We start from the raw sequence: 16,441 nt of genomic DNA, 5'->3' as shown, positions 1-16,441 counted from the left end.
AACCAAATGATCTTTTACAGACAAAACCTTACTGATGCTCAATTATTAGATTTATATAAAAAAATACTCAAACCCAGGCTGATCGAAGAAAAAATGCTGATCCTGATTCGACAGGGAAAAGTTTCCAAATGGTTTTCAGGAATAGGGCAAGAAGCAATCGCAGTAGGGGTTACCGCTGTTTTAGATGAGTCTGAATATGTATTACCAATGCACAGAAATCTGGGCGTTTTCACCACAAGAAACATTCCGTTGCACCGATTATTCTCGCAATGGCAAGGAAAAGCAAATGGTTTTACAAAAGGGCGCGACCGTAGTTTTCACTTTGGAACTCAGGAATATAAAATCATTGGAATGATTTCGCATCTTGGTCCGCAATTAGGAATCGCAGACGGAATAGCGTTAGCCGACAAACTTCAAAACAACAAAAAAGTCACGGCTGTTTTTACGGGAGAAGGCGCAACAAGTGAGGGCGATTTTCATGAAGCCCTGAATATTGCTGCCGTTTGGAAATTACCGGTAATGTTTATCATAGAAAACAATGGTTACGGACTCTCGACTCCTACAAATGAACAGTATTTATGCGAAAATTTAGCCGATAAAGGCATTGGTTATGGCATTGAAAGCTACATCATTGACGGAAATAATATCGTTGAAGTGTTCAATAAACTATCTCAGTTAAAAGAAGACATGCAAAAAGATCCGCATCCGGTTTTATTAGAATTTAAAACTTTTAGAATGCGCGGACACGAAGAGGCAAGTGGTACCAAATATGTTCCGCAGGAATTAATGGACGAATGGGCAGCCAAAGATCCGGTAAGTAATTACAGAAATTACTTAACTGAAATTGGCGTTCTTACAGCCGAATTTGACGAGCAATTACACGCTGAAATCAAACAGGAAATCGACGAAAATTTAGCCATTGCCAATGCCGAACCTGAAATTACACCAACTTATAGTGGAGAATTAGATGATGTTTATAAACCTTATGAACATGAAGAAGTTAATCCGACAGAAGAAGTTAAAAATATACGTTTTATTGATGCTATCAGATATAGTTTAGAGCAATCTATGAAACGCTATGGAAAACTGATTATAATGGGCCAGGATATTGCAGAATATGGTGGAGCTTTTAAAATCACAGATGGCTTTGTAGACTTGTTTGGTAAAGATCGTGTACGAAATACACCAATTTGCGAAAGTGCTGTGGTTTCGACCGCAATGGGATTATCTATAAACGGTTACAAGGCTATTGTCGAAATGCAATTTGCTGATTTTGTTTCTACAGGATTTAACCCAATTGTCAATTTATTGGCAAAATCTCATTACCGCTGGGGCGAAAATGCCGATGTTGTCGTTCGTATGCCTTGCGGCGGAGGAACTCAGGCCGGACCATTTCATTCCCAGACCAACGAAGCCTGGTTTACCAAAACTCCGGGTTTAAAAGTCGTTTACCCGGCTTTTCCATATGATGCAAAAGGGTTATTGAATAGTTCTATAAATGACCCAAATCCGGTTTTGTTTTTCGAACATAAACAATTGTATCGCAGCGTTTATCAGGATGTTCCTGTTGATTATTACACCATTCCGTTAGGTAAAGCAGCTTTATTAAAAGAAGGAAATCAGGTTACTATTATTGCTTTTGGCGCGCCGGTGCACTGGGCTCTAGAAACTTTGTCCAATAATCCTGAAATCTCGGCTGATTTAATTGATTTAAGAACTTTACAGCCTTTGGATACCGAAACTATTTTTGCTTCTGTAAAAAAGACAGGAAAAGTAATTATTTATCAGGAAGATACTTTGTTTGGAGGAATTGCAAGCGATATTTCGGCTTTAATTATGGAGGAATGTTTTGAATATCTGGATGCTCCGGTAAAAAGAGTAGCAAGTTTAGATTCCCCAATTCCGTTTACAAAAGCATTAGAAGATCAGTTTTTACCTAAAAATCGTTTCGAGAAAGTTTTATTAGATTTATTGAAATATTAATTACAAATGGCAAATAGTTTTGAAGAAAGAACATTTTTTTTATCTTTAAACCATTAAAAAATTAACTTATGAAAAAACTGTTTGTTTCAATTTTTGCAATTTCGCTTCTTTTTTCCTGTAATAAAAGTGGTAAGTCTAACGAAGATAAAGCTTTAGACGGAAAATTTGACAAGTATAAAGATGGTTTTGTAACCTCTTTGTGGAAAATTAATCCGGGTTGGGCTTCTGGTGTTGGGTATCATAAATACGATAGTATTTTATCTATTCCGGATGCTAACGGAGAAAAAATACAGCTTGATTTTGTCAACGCACAATTAGATTCTTTAAAACAATACAATGTTGAAAATTTGTCTGACAACAACAAGACCGATTTTCAAATGATTAAAAATCAGCTCGAAGCTACCATTTTTAGTATAAAAGAATTAAAATCATCTGAATGGAATCCTTCTGAATATAATGTATGCGGATCTTTTGCAGAGATTTTAAACGGAAATTATGATTCTTTAGAAGTTCGTTTGCGTGCTTTTAATGCTAAAATGAACAATGTTCCGGCTTATTATGAAGCTGCCAAAAAGAATATCAAAAATCCAACTGTTGAGCATACTGAGCTTGCAATTGCACAAAATTTAGGCGGTTCATCTGTTTTTGATACAGATTTAACTGCTGCTTTAAAACAAAGTAAGCTAAGCGAAGCTGAGAAAAAAGAAATACTTGACAAAGCAAAAACAGCTAAAAAAGCAATTACAGATTACGCTGATTGGTTAAAAAATTTACCGAACAAAACGCCGCGTTCTTTTAGATTAGGATCTGCATTATATGCTAAAAAGTTCAATTTTGATATTCAGTCAAGCTATACTGCTGATGAGATTTTTAAAGTGGCAAACGATCACAAAAAAGACTTACACGATAAAATGTTTGTTTTGGCAGATAAACTTTGGACAAAATACAAAGGAAATGAAGCAAAACCAACAAATAAACTGGAATTAATCAAACAAGTTATTGATAAAATTTCTTTACAACACACGACTCCGGAGAAATTTCAGTCTGAAATTGAGAAACAAATTCCGGAATTAACGGCGTATGTAAAAGCAAAGGATTTATTATACATCGATCCATCAAAACCACTTGTTGTTCGTAAAGAACCAGCTTATATGGCAGGTGTTGCAGGAGCTTCTATTTCTGCGCCTGGTCCTTATGATAAAAATGCTAACACTTACTATAATGTGGGAAGCATGACAGGATGGACTGCTGAAAATGCAGAAAGTTATTTACGTGAATACAACGATTATATTCTTCAGATTTTAAATATTCACGAAGCTGTTCCCGGACATTACACTCAACTAGTTTACAGCAATCAATCGCCAAGTATCATTAAATCTATTTTAGGAAATGGTGCAATGGTTGAAGGATGGGCAGTGTATGCTGAAAAAATGATGCTGGAAAGTGGTTATAAAAATTCTGATGAAATGTGGTTGATGTACTACAAATGGAATTTAAGAGCTACTTGCAACACAATCCTGGACATTAGTGTTCATACTAAAAACATGTCTAAAGAAGCTGCAATCGATCTATTGACCAAAGAAGCTTTTCAGCAACAAGCTGAAGCAGATGGAAAATGGAGACGTGTAACTTTATCTCAAGTACAATTATGTTCTTATTTTACAGGATATACTGAAATTTACAACCTAAGAGAAGAACTTAAAAAGAAAGAAGGAGATAAATTCAACCTGAAAAAATTCCACGAAAAATTCCTAAGTTTTGGAAGTGCTCCGGTAAAATACATCAAGGAATTAATGTTGTCTAAAGAGTAATTTTTTTTAAGATATTTAATTAAAAAAGGTTTGATGAGAATTATTTCTTGTCAAACCTTTTTTCTTTTAAAGATTTTATAGGATTTTAGTTTTTTTTAAGGAGCTAATCCCGCTATACGTTTCAATCTTTTGCGCCGACCCCCGGCACAAAAGGATTTCCACTTCTATCGGGGCTAATGCAATCATTTTCATAAGAATGTTTTAGTGTAATTAGTCGACAAAGATTGGTGAATATCTGAATGGAAATCCTAGTGTGATCTCTCCTTCGTCGAGATGACAAACTTTTCGGGTACTTTCTGTCTATTTACTAATCAAAAAAAATCCGTTTTTATCCGTGTTTTGCTTTAGCAATCCGTTTCATCCGCGTTCAATTTAAACAATAACCACTAACCGTTTACCATCCGTAACTTCGATATTCCAGGCTTTTTCAATATCAACCAAAGAAACAGTTTCAATATTTACTTTTAATTGATTTTGCGCAGCCAAAAGAAACATTTCAGGCAGAATTTCTGAAAACAATAATTTTACTTCATCTTTAGTCCAGCTTCCTAAACCGGAACCAGATAATTGAAGATTAACACTTCTTAAAATTCCTGACGACAGTTGAATGTTATCACCAGCCATTCCACCAATAGTAACATATCGTATTTTGTTCGTAAACGATCCGTTTCCTTTTAAGGCTGTAAGAATTAACTCTGCGGGATGTCCCCATAAGTAATCTAAAACAATATCAATAGGAGTATTATTATGAATTGCTTTAAGCTGTGTAATAATCGCTTCATCATCTTGTTTTAAAGGAATAATTTCGTCAGCTCCTAATAACAAAAGACTTTGAAGTGTTTTTTCGTTTCTTCCGGTCACAATTATTTTCTTTGCGCCGTAATGTTTCGCAATCTGAATTGCCATTTGCCCCGTAAATCCGGTTGCACCATTAATTAAAACAGTTTCTCCGGCTTGTATTCCTGCTCTAAATTTAAGTGCCATAGCTGAACCCGCAACTGCATTTGGTAATGAAGCTGCAACGGCATCACTAATTCCGTCAGGTAATTTTACCATTCTGTTTTTTTCGACAAGCGCTTTTTCTGCAATTGTACCGTTAATTCCGCGAGCATAAACTCTGGTTCCATCTTGTAATAAACCTACGCCATCGCTGCCTATTACAAAACCATTTTGATTATTTTCTTCAGATGAATAATGTTTACCGCTTGCTTTTCCTTTATCGAGATTGGTAATCGCAACGGCTTTAACTGAAATTAAAACTTCATTTTCGTTTTGTACAATTGGATCTGCAAACTCTGCATATTTTGGCAATTCGCCTTTTTTATAAATAACTGCTGCTTTCATAATTATTAAATTTTATGAAGCAAAATTAGGCAGCCGTTTATGGGAAGGCGATAACATTTGTTATCAAATATTTTTTTGTTCCTTGGGAACATTTCGTCGGTAGAAAATCATATTGTTCTCGTTATTTTACGTTCCGTAAGAACGTTTGTTTGACATCATCATTTTTTTTAACCATCTAACATATCAAACGTTCCTACGGAACGTAAACTTGACCAGCAAACATTTTCCTACCGATGAAACATTCCTATGGAATGATAAATCGATATAAAAAGTAAAAGCTTAATTTGAGTAATTATAACAAATGGATTTATCTTGTTTATGATAAAATTTCAACTATTTACTATGTAGTAATTTACTTTTGATTCGGCTTAAATGAACTGTAGTTACGCCAAGATACGATGCAATATAATGCTGAGGAACACGCTGAACAATTTGAGGTCTTTCTTTAATTAAATTAAGATAACGCTGAGTAGGAGAGTCCTTTATAAAAGAAACAAAATACTTCATATAATCGAATGTACGTTGAAAAAGCATATTAATTAAACGATCTCTTAATTCCGGAATTTCCTTGATTTCTTCCAGAATTTTATCCAAATCATTTTTCGAAATCCACCATAAAACTGAAGGTTCAATAGTTTCAACAGCCGCCTGACTTGGAAATTTCTTCATAAAACTTTCGATCGAAGCCACACTCTGATTTTCGAAAAAAAACTGAGTTGTCAAATCTTTTCCGTTATTGTTAAACCAAACTCTGATACAGCCTTTTTCGATAATAAAAAGCTTTTTAGAAATTTCGCCTTCTTCTAAAAGAATTGTTTTAGCAGGAACTTCCATGCGATTGAAATAGTTGGTATATTCCATCCATTTTTCATCGGTTAAAGGAAATTTATTTCGGAATTGGTCAAACATTAGGATAATTAGTTAAAATATAAAATTATGCTTTCCAAAAAGTATTAACCAATTTAATCAATATTAATAATCCCAAATAATAAAAAATAGTTTTATAACCCATATCTAAAGACATTAATAGAATTAAAAAAGATAAATACGGATAACTATCTACCAAATATCTATAAAATACATTTATTTGAATATTTTTAAAATCAAAAATGACAGAATCAGATTTCTCAGGACTAAAATATCTCAAATTTAAGATAGCCATAATGAATCCAATTATACCACAAACATAAAATGCAATACTATTATGTATATTATTAAAGAAAAGATAAAAAGACATAATATTTACAAATAAAAGAAGTGATAAAAATCTTGCAGTACTAGTTACAGTTGAAATTTCATTAGTTCTTAAAATAACTTGATATGTTCTAAAAAATAAATAATGGTAAGCGTTCTTTATCATTAAAATTTACTTAATTCGATTTCAATATAAGAAAATTGATTAAATTATTATCTATTATTTCTGTTTATCAATCAATTTTGCAATTCGAAAACTGTTTGTCATTAATAAATAACCAATTATAGTTTTACAAAAATAAAAAATAAGCCAACCAGATTTCGGATAGTCTTTGAATAGACTTTTATCCTGAAAGAAAACCATAATTTCTCGTAGTAGAACTGAAATATTATCAATAAATAGTAAACCTCCAATCACAATTAGTGCGATAGAAATTATTTTAGCTGAGTCAAAATTTAGTTCAATATTTTCTGTTTCAAAGCCTTTATCCAGTTTTAATTTATCAGTAATCCAGTTTGTTTTATAAATACAAAGTCTGATTATCACAAAATAAATCGAAAGCAAAATTAAATTTAAAGCGGCGAGAGATAATACATCTATAAAATCTCCGCTTTTAAAAGCATAATATGAATAGGAAATTGATTGTGGGACCAGAACTAAAGCTCCAGAAATTAAAAACAAACCTAAAATTTTAATTATGATATTCCAAAAAGTTCTAATAGACATTATTTATATTTAATTATTAGTTTCCAATTCAAACAACTGCACCTGACTTTTCAAACGATCAACTAACAAATTCATCATTCGTTTGTTTAAACTGGAAGAGTTCTGAATATAAGTGTCGTATTCTTCAATAGTAAAAAGCGCCATTATAATTCCTTTTAAAGAATTACGAAACTTAATATCTTTTTGGATGGAATTTTCGATCGTTTGTAATTTCTTTTCGACCGTATAGGAATAAAAATCGGCTTTGTTTTTATTGACATAATTAATAAAAACCGCAATAAACAAATCATTTTGTAATTTTAAAATCGGCCTAATCGTCTGATTTTGAAATAGCTCTTCGGCTGAAGATTGAGCACTTACAGTTCCTAAAGTCTCTCCTCTGAATTCTCTTAAAAAAGCGTCTCTATCTTCCATGTTTTTTCTTTAAATTTAGAAAAAATTCCAATACAAAAACTTTTATCCAAATTAAAATTATGCGATTTCATACCAGAAAATGGGTTAAACCCGAAGATTTAAATCCAAACGGAACTTTATTTGGAGGAAAATTATTAGCATGGATTGACGAAGAACTGGCTTTATATACCATTATTCAGCTAGAAAATACCCGAGTGGTTACAAAATACATGTCGGAAATCAATTTTAAGAGTTCTGCCAGACAAGGAGACATTGTAGAAATTGGAATTGATGTTGTAAAATTCGGAAACACTTCGTTAGTTTTAACTTGCGCTGTAAGAAATATGATGACCCGTGAAATTATCATTACAATTGATCAAACCACAATGGTTAATCTGGATGAAAACGGAAAACCAAAAGCTCATGGTAAAACTCAAATCGAATTCGTAAAAGATCGTATATAAATTTCAATTTATAATTTGATAATAAATCACGCTATGTTTAAAAACAGTATCATTATTTGTCTGTGCTTTGTTTTTTTTATGTCTTGCAATTCCAAAGACGAAAGAAGCAAGTACAATCGTATAGTTTATCAGGCTATAAATGATAAAGACACGGCTATTTTATCTATAAATGTAAATGACAAAAGATTTTTCGGACATTATGAAAGATCATATTATCAACAAGGCAAAGATTCCGGAGATGTAAGAGGAGATATTAAAGGAGATACTTTAAGAGGCGATTTTCATTTTATATCAAATGGAGGAAGCTGGAAACGAATTCCTCTGGCTTTACTAAAAAAAGAAAACAAATTGTATTTAGGAAGCGGCATCATAACCACGTATTTCAATCTTCCTTGTTTCATGCCGGGAACTCCAATAGAATATGAGAATTCGAAGTTTGTTTTTGAAGAGGTTAGAAAATAGTTTTCAGTCTCAGTGGCAGTTTTCAGTTTCAATTTTTAACAGCAAAGAACGCTAAGATTTTTTTACTGGGTTTAAATAATCTCGCAAAGGCGCAAAGACGCTAAGTTTATAGTATTTATAGAATTCGCCATCTTAAATTAATCCCAAAATAAGCACATAAAGCTTAAAAAACTTTGCGACTCAGCGCCTTTGCGAGATTTAAAAAAATAAAAAGACACAAAGCTTTGCGAACTTTACTTTTTCTAAAACATAAAACAGATTAAAATCTTAGCGTTCTTTGCGGTAAAAATTATACTCAAAGCAAATCAACCTGAAACCTGAAACCTGAAACTAATTAAGCGGTCCAATTGTCGAAGGTAATTCGAATATTTCAAGATCAAAATAAATCACTGAAGCCATAACGTGATCAAAAATATCTGCCATAATATATTCGTAATTCGCCCAGCGTTTATCGCTCGAAAAAGCATAAATCTCTAAAGGAACTCCGTGTGCAGTCGATTGTAGCTGACGGCACATGATATGCATATCTTTATTCAGTCCCGGATGCGTTATTAAATATTGCATGATATATTTACGGAACAAACCTAAATTCGTCATATTGCGGCCATTTAGCGAAAGCGATTTATCTACACCACGTAAATCGTTGTATTTTTCAATTTCAGCTTGTCTGGTTTCGATATAAGAACTTATAAGTTGCACGCGTTTCATATGATTCAAATCATCATTATTCAGAAAACGAATGCTGCTGCTTTTTATCAAAATATGTCTTTTTATACGTCTTCCGTCAGATTTTTGCATCCCGCGCCAGTTCTGGAACGAGTCTGAACTCAAGGCATAAGTAGGAATAGTGGTAATGGTATTATCAAAATTTCGAACCTTTACCGTAGTCAGGTTTATTTCGATCACATCACCATCTGCACCAAATTTATCCATTGTAATCCAGTCGCCAATGCGCACCATATCGTTTATGGCAACCTGAACACTCGATACAAATCCTAAAATAGTATCCCTGAAAATCAATATAATAATAGCCGAAAGTGTTCCCAGAATCGTTAAAAGTTCCCCTTTTTTGATCCCGAAAAGCGTCGAAATAATCATCGCTACACCAAAAATCCAAAGAACAATCATAATAACCTGAACAAAGCTGTCAATAGGTTTGTCGCTGTATTCAGGTTTTTGTTTTAGATAATCGCGTAAAGCATTAAAAATGGTTCTGATGATCCATAAACTAATCAAAACAATATAAATACCAACTATTTTTCCAAACAGCGATTCCCAATATTCGTACTTATCCAGAATAATAGGAACGGCTTTATAGATAAAGAAAAACGGAATTAAATACGCCGTGTATTTCGTTGTTTTGTTATGAATAAGGTAATCATCAAATTTAGTTTTGGTTTTCTGGGCAAAAATGGCCGTTAAGGTCACCAAAACAAATTTTGCTACATAATAAATGGCAAACGCCAAAGCTATCATGACAGCGATATTAAGGGCTAGGCTAATATAAGACGCAAAGTTGCGGCTCATTCCCCAATCCCTAAAAAGCGGATATAAAAAATTAAATATTTTATCCAAAAGTTTATGCATTATTTTCTAAGTATTTCTTCTCTATGTAAAAAGTTCCAAACGGAATAAGAGAAGCAATAAGTATGATTCCAAAAGTTTTGAGATCCCAATTTTGTGATTTTCTAAGTAACACAGCCAATATAATGTATCCTATAAATAATACTCCGTGAGTCATTCCTAACGGACGTAAAAAAGTATGATATAATTCCGGATTACTGTTTTTAATAACAAGCATATTAGCAAATAATACTAAATAAGAAATCCCTTCTAAAATTGCGGTAACTTTGAAAATCCTGAGCATCTATGTGATATTTTAAATTTGTTTTCGCAAAATTAAGTATTATCGTTGGTTTTTGCGGTATGAATCAGGAAAGTAATTTATTTTTGTAATCTTAAACTTTGATAATGAGTAAGCGCGATTTAAAAAAATATTTGGCCGAATTAAACAAAGAACAACTCGAAGAACAAATTATCGAGCTGTACGAAAAATTCGCGCCCGTAAAAGTGTATTATGATTTTGTTTTTAATCCAAAGGAGGATAAACTTTTGCAGGAATCAAAAGTCAAAATTTCGCACGAATATTTCCCTATAAAGAAACCCAATGCAAAATGGCGTCCAAAAGCCAAGATGCGACGTTCTGTAGCTCAAAAAATTATAAAACATTTTATAATGATAGGAGTTGATCCTTTTGTGATTGCCGATATTATGCTCTATAACATCGAAATAGCGCAAACTTATTCGTCAAATAATTTTATTAAACAGGAATTATTTTACAAAAGTATTTTAAATTCTTTCGAGCAGGCAGTAAATTTTGTCATTTCTAACGGAATTTTATATGATTTTAAAGATCGAATTCTGGCAGTCAAACAAGAAACTATTCAACAAAAATGGAAAAACAAGTATGATTTTGAGGCGATTTTAGAAAAAATTGACTTTTAAAGGCTTTTCTCATAAAAAATCTTATTTAAAAAAATCATTTATTTTACGTTAAAATAAGATGAATAACTGTTTTTTCGGTGTATTTTTGCAAAAATCCAAAAATAAACAATGTCTCAAAACACTTTAGAAATAGAAAGAGAAGAGAAAAAAGAACTTTATGCATACCAAAAAGGCGATATTGATGCCATTTTTGAACGTTTAGACAATGCTCCTTCGAAACATCATTTATTATATCAATTGCCTACTGGTGGAGGAAAAACAGTGATTTTTTCTGAAATAGTACGTCGTTATTTAGCTAATAATGATAAAAAAGTGGTGGTTTTAACGCATCGTATCGAACTTTGTAAACAAACCTCAAAAATGCTAAAAGGGTTTGGTGTTTCGAACAAAATCATTAACAGTAAAGTAAAAGAATTACCGGATCAAAACGAATTTTCTTGCTTTGTTGCCATGGTGGAGACTTTGAAAAACCGTATCAATGACGAAAAATTACACCTTGATAACATTGGTTTGGTTATTATCGATGAGGCGCACTACAATTCATTCAGAAAATTATTAAACTCATTCAAAAATGCTTTTATTCTTGGGGTAACAGCAACACCTTTGAGTTCGAATATAAAATTACCAATGCACCAGAGTTACGATGAACTTATTGTGGGAGACACCATTAGTTCATTGATAGACAAAGGTTTCCTTGCCCGTGCAACAACCTATAGTTATGATGTGGGATTAACATCATTAAAAGTAGGTATCAACGGAGATTACACCGTAAAATCATCAGATGATCTTTATACCAACACCATCATGCAGGAAAAATTACTGCATGCATATACAGAACGTTCTCTTGGTAAAAAAACCTTGATTTTCAACAACGGTATTCATACCTCATTATATGTATATGAAACGTTTAGAGAAGCCGGTTACGACATCAGACACCTTGATAACACAAGTAGTTCAGAAGAACGTAAAGATATTTTGGCCTGGTTCAAAAAGACTCCGGATGCTATTCTAACCTCTGTAGGAATCTTAACCACAGGTTTTGATGAGCCAACAGTAGAGACTATTATCCTGAACAGAGCAACAAAATCGCTAACATTATACTACCAAATGATTGGTCGTGGATCTCGTAAATTACCTGGTAAAGACGAGTTTACAGTTATTGATTTGGGTAATAATGCAGCACGTTTTGGTTTATGGAGTGAGCCGGTAAACTGGCAGCACATCTTTAAATCACCAGAATTTTATTTAGAAAATCTACGTGATGATACCGAGATCGAATTGTATTTTAAATACAGTATGCCACCGGAATTGCGCGCCAAATTCGCCAAAACTGCCGATGTTACTTTTGATGTTGATGAAGAACATAAATTAATCATCAAACAAAATTTACGTTCTAAAGTAGTTTTAGACAAATCGTTAGAACAACATGCAGCAATGTGTGTAGACAATACAGAAACGCTGCAAGAAGCAAAATCATTAGGAAGAGAACTTGATGACGATATCGATTGTCGTATCAAACGTTATTCTAAATGTTTAAGCCAGTGCAGTAAAAACTACCGCGAATGGCTGGTTGACGATTATAAGCTTAAACTGGTACTATTAATAGGTAAAAAGTATCGCGAAAAAATCATGAACGAACCAGACGAAGATTAAAAAATTTGTTTCAGGTTTTTATTCTGAACATTTTTCGGTTTCAAGTTTCAAGTTTCAAGTTTCAAGTTTCAGGTTGTCACGCTGAGCGTAGTCTAAGCGCGCGTTCCAATTGGAATTTGGGATTTAAAGAATTTGGAATTTCCATTATTGATTTTATTGGAATTTCAAGAATTAGGAGCTGTTTCCTGCTGTCCACTGTATCTTTTATGCCGAACACCGGCACAAAAGGATGCCGCTCCCATCAGGGCTAGGGCTTTAGGTTTCATAAGAAGTAATAGTAAACATTTACACACATATATGTCATCCCGAGGAACGAGGGATCTCCGTTAGAAACTCGACAATTTAAGAAATACTTTATGATAGTTTCTTGCGGAGATCCCTCGTTCCTCGGGATGACAAAATTGAGAGAAAAAACAGAACCAAAGGTTCTAAAAAATCATTTTAATCTGAGTAATCTGTGGCAAATCTAAAATCTAAAATCAGAACTCTACAATAATAAAAACAATGTCTAAACAATTCTCATCATTAGGAATTTCAGCACCAATTTTAAAAGCTTTAAGCGAATTGAACATTGTTGAGCCAACAGAAATTCAACAAAAAACAATTCCGTTATTGCTTTCTGAAAGCCATGATGTTGTAGGTTTAGCCAAAACAGGAACCGGTAAAACAGCCGCTTTCGGATTACCATTATTGCAATTAATAGATACTGAATCTTCAATTGTACAAGCAGTAATTTTGGTACCAACCAGAGAACTTGGACAACAAATATTCAGAAACTTAGAAGATTTTGGAAAACATATTCCAAATATCTCAATAGCTTCAACTTGTGGCGGAATCCCAATAAAACCTCAAATTGAGCGTTTATCACAACCCACACATATAGTTGTAGCAACTCCGGGACGTTTAATCGATTTGATTCAGCGCAAGGCAATCGACTTAAAACAAGCACAATATTTAGTATTAGATGAAGCCGATGAAATGGTTTCAATCCTAAAAGAAAGTTTGGACGAAATCGTAGCCGAACTTCCTAAAAAGCACAGGACTTTATTATTCTCAGCAACTTTACCGGGAACAATCAAACAACTGATCCAGAATTACTTAAACAAAAACGTAGTTCAGGTCAGCGCCAATATGGAAACAGTTGGTAACCAAGGAATTGATCACGAATATATTGTAGTAGATCCAATCGAAAAACTGGATGTTTTAATGCATTTCCTAAACTCAAAAGACGGAGAACGCGGAATCATTTTCTGTAAAACCAAAGCTGCAGTAAACAAATTAGCTAAAAACTTAGCGATTAATCGTTTTTCTTCAGGAGCGCTTCATGGTAGTTTATCTCAGGGAATTCGTGACAGAATCATGGAGCAATTCCGTGAAGGACACATCAATATTCTGGTTGCAACCGATTTAGCAGCAAGAGGAATCGATGTAAAAGAAATTTCTTATGTCGTAAATTATCATTTACCGGATACCTACGAAAACTATGTTCACCGTAGCGGAAGAACAGCAAGGGCAGGAGCAAAGGGACTTTCTTTGACCGTTTTACAAGAAGAAGAAACAGCTGAAATTCCGGAATTCGAAAAAGAATTAGGTATTAAATTTACTCAGTTTCAAAAACCTTCTGTAGTAAGTTTAGAAGAAAACAATACGCTTTTATGGGCGAAACAAATCTTCAAAACAAAACCTAATCACGACATTTCGAACGATTTAAAAACAAAAGTAAAAACTGTTTTTCATCATCTTACTAAAGACGAATTAATCGAAAAATTGTTGGCCAATTACGTTTTGCAAAACAAGGTTGAAGTAACTGAAAAACCTGTTAAAAAATTCAAAAAGTAGCCACTTAATCTCCAGAATTTGCGAATTTATGTTGTATTTTTATAAGGTAATATTATCTTAAAAATACCACGTACGCATGACTAATATCCAAATAAAAGAAATTTCGTTAAACGACATTGACCAATTACAAAAAATTGGAAGACAGACTTTTCAGGAGACATTTTCAGAATCAAATTCTGAAGAAAACATGAAGAATTATCTGGAAGAAGGTTTTTCTTCAGAAAAATTAACGAAAGAACTCACCAATAAAGATTCTCAGTTTTATTTTGCCACATTAGAAAACGAAGTAATTGGTTACTTAAAAGTAAATTTCGGAGAATCTCAAACAGAATTAAAAGGCGAAAAATCCCTTGAAATCGAGCGAATCTATGTTTCGAAAGAATTTCACGGAAAAAAAGTTGGACAATTACTATATGAAAAAGCTATTCAGGTAGCAAAGGACAAAAATGTTGACTATGTATGGTTAGGAGTCTGGGAAGAAAACCTCAGAGCGATCAGTTTCTACACAAAAAATGGTTTTATTGAATTTGACAAACACATTTTTAAATTAGGAAATGATGAGCAAACAGACATTATGATGAAGCTTAAATTGACAAATTAATTCCGTAAGAATATAAAAGAAAACTCAAATGAGGTTTTATATATGAAATTATAATGTTAAATTTATAGAACTGCTCAGGCAGAAAAGTTTTACTCATGAATCCTACTTAAAAGACAACACATATGAATATAGTAATTATAGGAGGTGGTTTTGCAGGAATAAATCTCGCAAAAGAGCTTGTAGACCATCCTCAAATACAAGTAACACTTGTAGACAAAAACAATTATAATTTCTTTCCGCCACTTATATACCAGGTTGCTACCGCTTTTTTAGAACCATCAAGTATCAGTTATCCTTTTCGAAAATTCTTTGCAGGCAAAAAAAATCTTCAATTTCGTTTAGGCGAATTGCTTTCTGTAGTTCCTGCAGAAAATAAAATAATCCTTAATAACGGTGAACTTACATATGATCATTTGGTTTTTGCCACAGGAGCTGAAACAAGTTATTTTGGCATGGAAAACGTAATGAAAAACGCCATTCCGATGAAAACCTTAAATGATGCCATCGAAATGCGTAATACATTGCTTAAAAACCTGGAGAAAGCCGCTATTACCAAAGATATTCGTAAACGCCGTAAATTGTTAACGATTGTGGTTGCCGGAGGAGGACCAACAGGAGTAGAGGTTTCAGGAATGTTTGCCGAAATGAGAAAAAATATACTCCTTAAGGAATATCCGGAATTAGAAACATCAGCCAGTAATGTGTATTTGGTCGATGGGGGAGACGCACTACTCGCTCCAATGAGTAAAGCTTCGCAAGAAGACACCTTAGATGCCCTAACTAAATTAGGAGTTGTGGTTAAGCTACATACCCGCGTAGTCGATTATGTTGATGATACCGTACATTTTGAAAACGGAGAAACCATCAAAACAAAAAACTTAATTTGGGCTGCCGGAGTTTCTGCGAAACTTTTTGACGGAATTCCAAAGGAAAGTTATGGCCGCGGAAGACGTATGGCAACAGATCAATATAATAAAGTAGATGGATTAATAAATATTTATGCTATTGGCGATACGGCCATTACAGCGGGCGATAAAAATTTTCCTGATGGGCATCCGCAAGTGGCTCAGGTTGCCATTCAGCAAGGATTAAATTTAGCAAAAAACTTTAAAGCATTGGTACAAAACAAACCTTTAAAACCTTTTGCTTATAATGACAAAGGCTCTATGGCTATCATTGGTAAAAATAAAGCCGTTGTAGATTTACCAAGTCCAAAATGGCATTTTAAAGGCTTCTTTGCATGGGTTATCTGGCTGTTTATCCACTTAATATCTTTAATCACTTACAGAAACAGATTAAATACATTTTGGAACTGGATGGTCGCTTATTTTGCAAGTGATCAATCATTGAGAATGATTATCAGACCAGATAAAAGACAACAAAGTGAATAGATGAATTGGATAATAAATTCCAATTTCTGAAATTCCAAATTCCAATATCAATAAATACAAAAAGCCAGAATTAT

General features: G+C 33.3%; 15 protein-coding genes. 9 read left to right on the top strand and 6 right to left on the bottom strand.

What is annotated here, in order from left to right:
* Window positions 1–6: 6 nt before the first annotated feature.
* Both B0M43_RS17535 and B0M43_RS17530 read left to right on the top strand, forming a co-directional pair.
* Window positions 7–1,983, top strand: a complete 1,977-nt coding sequence (locus tag B0M43_RS17535; RefSeq protein ID WP_078007096.1) for a thiamine pyrophosphate-dependent enzyme — start codon at window positions 7–9, stop codon at window positions 1,981–1,983.
* 68 nt (window positions 1,984–2,051) lie between these two features.
* The gene (locus B0M43_RS17530) at window positions 2,052–3,794 is read left to right on the top strand and encodes a DUF885 domain-containing protein (RefSeq protein ID WP_078007097.1); all 1,743 of its coding nucleotides are present in this window, start codon (window positions 2,052–2,054) and stop codon (window positions 3,792–3,794) included.
* 372 nt (window positions 3,795–4,166) lie between these two features.
* Here the strand turns inward: B0M43_RS17530 and B0M43_RS17525 are convergent, their stop codons facing one another.
* The 4 genes from B0M43_RS17525 to B0M43_RS17510 form a co-directional block, all read right to left on the bottom strand.
* Window positions 4,167–5,138 (bottom strand): zinc-binding alcohol dehydrogenase family protein, encoded by a 972-nt coding sequence (locus B0M43_RS17525; protein WP_078007098.1) that lies wholly within the window; start codon window positions 5,136–5,138, stop codon window positions 4,167–4,169.
* A gap of 333 nt (window positions 5,139–5,471) precedes the next feature.
* On the bottom strand, window positions 5,472–6,047 hold the full coding sequence (locus tag B0M43_RS17520) for a Crp/Fnr family transcriptional regulator (protein ID WP_078007099.1): 576 nt from the start codon (window positions 6,045–6,047) through the stop codon (window positions 5,472–5,474).
* 505 nt (window positions 6,048–6,552) lie between these two features.
* Window positions 6,553–7,014, bottom strand: coding sequence for a hypothetical protein (locus tag B0M43_RS17515; protein WP_123921797.1), 462 nt, complete (start codon window positions 7,012–7,014; stop codon window positions 6,553–6,555).
* Window positions 7,015–7,068: 54 nt separating this feature from the next.
* Entirely contained in the window at window positions 7,069–7,473 is a 405-nt protein-coding gene (locus B0M43_RS17510; protein ID WP_078007102.1) for a glyoxalase, read from the bottom strand.
* A gap of 59 nt (window positions 7,474–7,532) precedes the next feature.
* Between B0M43_RS17510 and B0M43_RS17505 the strand changes: the two genes are divergently transcribed.
* Window positions 7,533–7,916, top strand: a complete 384-nt coding sequence (locus B0M43_RS17505) for an acyl-CoA thioesterase (protein ID WP_072963332.1) — start codon at window positions 7,533–7,535, stop codon at window positions 7,914–7,916.
* Between the two features lie 78 nt (window positions 7,917–7,994).
* Window positions 7,995–8,378, top strand: a complete 384-nt coding sequence (locus B0M43_RS17500) for a hypothetical protein (protein ID WP_246860146.1) — start codon at window positions 7,995–7,997, stop codon at window positions 8,376–8,378.
* 330 nt (window positions 8,379–8,708) lie between these two features.
* Here B0M43_RS17500 and B0M43_RS17495 read toward each other — a convergent pair whose 3' ends face one another.
* Window positions 8,709–9,965 carry a mechanosensitive ion channel family protein gene (locus tag B0M43_RS17495; protein ID WP_065450165.1) on the bottom strand — a complete coding sequence of 419 codons (1,257 nt, stop codon included), beginning with the start codon at window positions 9,963–9,965 and terminating at the stop codon, window positions 8,709–8,711.
* The gene (locus B0M43_RS17490; protein WP_065450164.1) at window positions 9,958–10,245 is read right to left on the bottom strand and encodes a DUF3817 domain-containing protein; all 288 of its coding nucleotides are present in this window, start codon (window positions 10,243–10,245) and stop codon (window positions 9,958–9,960) included. Before B0M43_RS17490 ends, B0M43_RS17495 begins: the two co-directional genes overlap by 8 nt.
* Window positions 10,246–10,349: 104 nt before the next feature.
* Here B0M43_RS17490 and B0M43_RS17485 point away from each other — a divergent pair, with 104 nt between their 5' ends.
* The 5 genes from B0M43_RS17485 (at window position 10,350) to B0M43_RS17465 (ending at window position 16,367) form a co-directional block, all read left to right on the top strand.
* Window positions 10,350–10,883 carry a DUF6155 family protein gene (locus B0M43_RS17485; RefSeq protein ID WP_065450163.1) on the top strand — a complete coding sequence of 178 codons (534 nt, stop codon included), beginning with the start codon at window positions 10,350–10,352 and terminating at the stop codon, window positions 10,881–10,883.
* Window positions 10,884–10,991: 108 nt separating this feature from the next.
* Window positions 10,992–12,536: a DEAD/DEAH box helicase gene (locus B0M43_RS17480; protein ID WP_065450162.1), complete on the top strand. Its 1,545-nt coding sequence runs from the start codon at window positions 10,992–10,994 to the stop codon at window positions 12,534–12,536.
* A gap of 504 nt (window positions 12,537–13,040) precedes the next feature.
* On the top strand, window positions 13,041–14,375 hold the full coding sequence (locus B0M43_RS17475; protein ID WP_078007104.1) for a DEAD/DEAH box helicase: 1,335 nt from the start codon (window positions 13,041–13,043) through the stop codon (window positions 14,373–14,375).
* Window positions 14,376–14,451: 76 nt separating this feature from the next.
* Complete coding sequence (locus B0M43_RS17470; RefSeq protein WP_078007105.1) at window positions 14,452–14,976, top strand: GNAT family N-acetyltransferase; 525 nt, start codon at window positions 14,452–14,454, stop codon at window positions 14,974–14,976.
* Window positions 14,977–15,098: 122 nt separating this feature from the next.
* Window positions 15,099–16,367, top strand: a complete 1,269-nt coding sequence (locus B0M43_RS17465; RefSeq protein ID WP_065450159.1) for an NAD(P)/FAD-dependent oxidoreductase — start codon at window positions 15,099–15,101, stop codon at window positions 16,365–16,367.
* Window positions 16,368–16,441: the final 74 nt, after the last annotated feature.

It is taken from the genome of Flavobacterium sp. KBS0721 (assembly GCF_002007065.3).
Taxonomy (GTDB): Bacteria; Bacteroidota; Bacteroidia; order Flavobacteriales; family Flavobacteriaceae; genus Flavobacterium; species Flavobacterium piscis.
This window is presented reverse-complemented; position numbering and strand designations above follow the sequence as displayed.